Raw genomic sequence first — 1,546 nt, 5'->3', positions numbered from 1 at the left:
GGGGATCGGTGCGGGGGAGTTGCTGGGTCGGGTCGCGGCGGCGGAGCGTCGGGAGCGGTTCGAGGCGTTGCCGGAGGTTGTGGCTGAGCGTGAGGCGTTCCGGGTGGGGGTGCGGCGGGCGCAGTTGGAGGGTCGGATCGAGCAGGGCACGGCGGGCGGGTTCTACAGCGAGGCGGATATCGCGCACGCGCGGCAGGCGCTGGCGCGGCTGGATGCCGCGGCAGGGGTGGCGGTGTGAGCGTGCGGGTGGGGATCTCGGCGCGGGGCGCGTGGGTGGGCCGGCATGTGCTGACGCCGGATGGTGAGGGTGTGATCTGCAAGGTCGAGCGGGGCGGCCGGTGGGGGCTGGGTGATCCGGAGGGGGTGCGGGTCGGGTTCGGGTTCCCTGTGGTCGCGGAGCGGGCTGTGGGCCGCAAGGTCGAGCGGGTGCTGTACCTGTACGAGGTCGAGCGCACGTACCGCCTCGAGGAGGTGGAGCCGAAGCCGGCGGGCGCGCAGCGGGAGAGCGTGGAGGAGTTCATGGCCCGCAGGCACGACCCGTCGTGGCGGCCGCAGTCGCTTCCTCGGCCGCGGCGGCTGCCTCGGCTGTCGGAGGAGCGTTTCGAGGCGCTGATGCGCGAGCAGGGCGCCGTCCGGGTGGACGAGGGGGAGAGGATGGGGGCATGACGACGCCGCGCAGTTTCCGTGCTCACGTCGCGCTGACGGCGCAGGTCGAGGCGCCTCCGATGTGGTCGGGGGCGTATGGGAGCGTGGGGGAGTTCTTCGCTGTCGCGCTCGCCGCCGAGGGCGCGCAGCGGTTCGAGCCGGTGCCGGGGAACGAGTGGGTGCGGCCGGGGCTTGCGGGTGCGGTCGCGTATCGGGATCCGGATGCCGCGGCTGAGGGTGAGGGGTGCGGGTTCGCGCTCGGGGTGTACGTCGAGGGCGACGTGACCGTCTACCGGTTCCCCCGGTTCGAGGATGCCACCCGCGCGGGGCGGCTGTGGGCGGCCGGCCTGATCTGAGCGCCGGCGCCGCCGGGAGCGTCGAGCAGCTGGTGCGGCGGCCGCGGCGAGCTCGAGGCGATCGCCGCGCCGCGGCGCTCTAGTGGGGCCAGAGCTCGAGGAGCTGCAGCGCGAGTCGGAGGGCGAGCTCGAGGATCCTTGCGGCGTGGTGCAGGTGCCGCCGGCGGCGCGCGCGGCGTGCGTGGCGGGGCAGGCTCCAGAGGGTGCGGCGGGTGTGCGGGGCGTGCGGATAGGTGTTCATGCCCAGACTGTCTGCGGGGGCCGTGCGCGCCCTGCAGAGGGCCGCGAGCGACCGCCCGGCCTGATCGTGCGGGGGAGCGGGCCGGCGCGCTCACGGGGCCGCGCAGCGCCCCGCTGAGGGAGGCCGGCGGCGGTAGCGCAGCGCCCGCCCGACGTCGCCGGCGAGCGCACCCGCGCTCGCCCCACGCACCCACCGACACCCGATCCCGACACCCGACCGCGGCCACGCGCACGGCGTCAGCCCGCCCCGAAAACGCACCACGCACAGCGGCCCGACAGGGCCGCAGGGCGCGCGCCAGCGCGCC

General features: G+C 76.0%; 4 protein-coding genes. 3 read left to right on the top strand and 1 reads right to left on the bottom strand.

The window, feature by feature from the left end; all coding sequences use genetic code 11:
• From AC1Q49_RS16215 to AC1Q49_RS16205, 3 genes are all read left to right on the top strand, one after another.
• Positions 1 to 238 (top strand): hypothetical protein (locus AC1Q49_RS16215; RefSeq protein WP_492493435.1); only part of this gene is annotated, 238 nt, incomplete at its 5' end.
• Complete coding sequence (locus tag AC1Q49_RS16210; RefSeq protein ID WP_492493433.1) at positions 235 to 666, top strand: hypothetical protein; 432 nt, start codon at positions 235 to 237, stop codon at positions 664 to 666. The genes AC1Q49_RS16215 and AC1Q49_RS16210, both read left to right, overlap by 4 nt.
• The gene (locus AC1Q49_RS16205) at positions 663 to 1,001 is read left to right on the top strand and encodes a hypothetical protein (RefSeq protein WP_492493431.1); all 339 of its coding nucleotides are present in this window, start codon (positions 663 to 665) and stop codon (positions 999 to 1,001) included. Before AC1Q49_RS16210 ends, AC1Q49_RS16205 begins: the two co-directional genes overlap by 4 nt.
• A gap of 79 nt (positions 1,002 to 1,080) precedes the next feature.
• On the opposite strand, the gene AC1Q49_RS16200 is transcribed toward AC1Q49_RS16205, so the two are convergent.
• On the bottom strand, positions 1,081 to 1,242 hold the full coding sequence (locus AC1Q49_RS16200; protein ID WP_492493429.1) for a hypothetical protein: 162 nt from the start codon (positions 1,240 to 1,242) through the stop codon (positions 1,081 to 1,083).
• Between the last annotated feature and the right edge of the window lie 304 nt (positions 1,243 to 1,546).

The sequence above is a fragment of the Microbacterium sp. MPR-TSA4 genome (assembly GCF_058792815.1).
Note: the sequence above shows the minus strand (reverse complement) of the source record. Positions and strands in the feature narration are given on the sequence as shown.

Excerpts from the sequence above, each read along its gene's own strand:
- AC1Q49_RS16205 (WP_492493431.1), top strand. The coding sequence starts at position 663 with ATGACGACGCCGCGCAGTTTCCGTGCTCACGTCGCGCTGACGGCGCAG.
- AC1Q49_RS16200 (WP_492493429.1), bottom strand. The coding sequence starts at position 1,242 with ATGAACACCTATCCGCACGCCCCGCACACCCGCCGCACCCTCTGGAGC.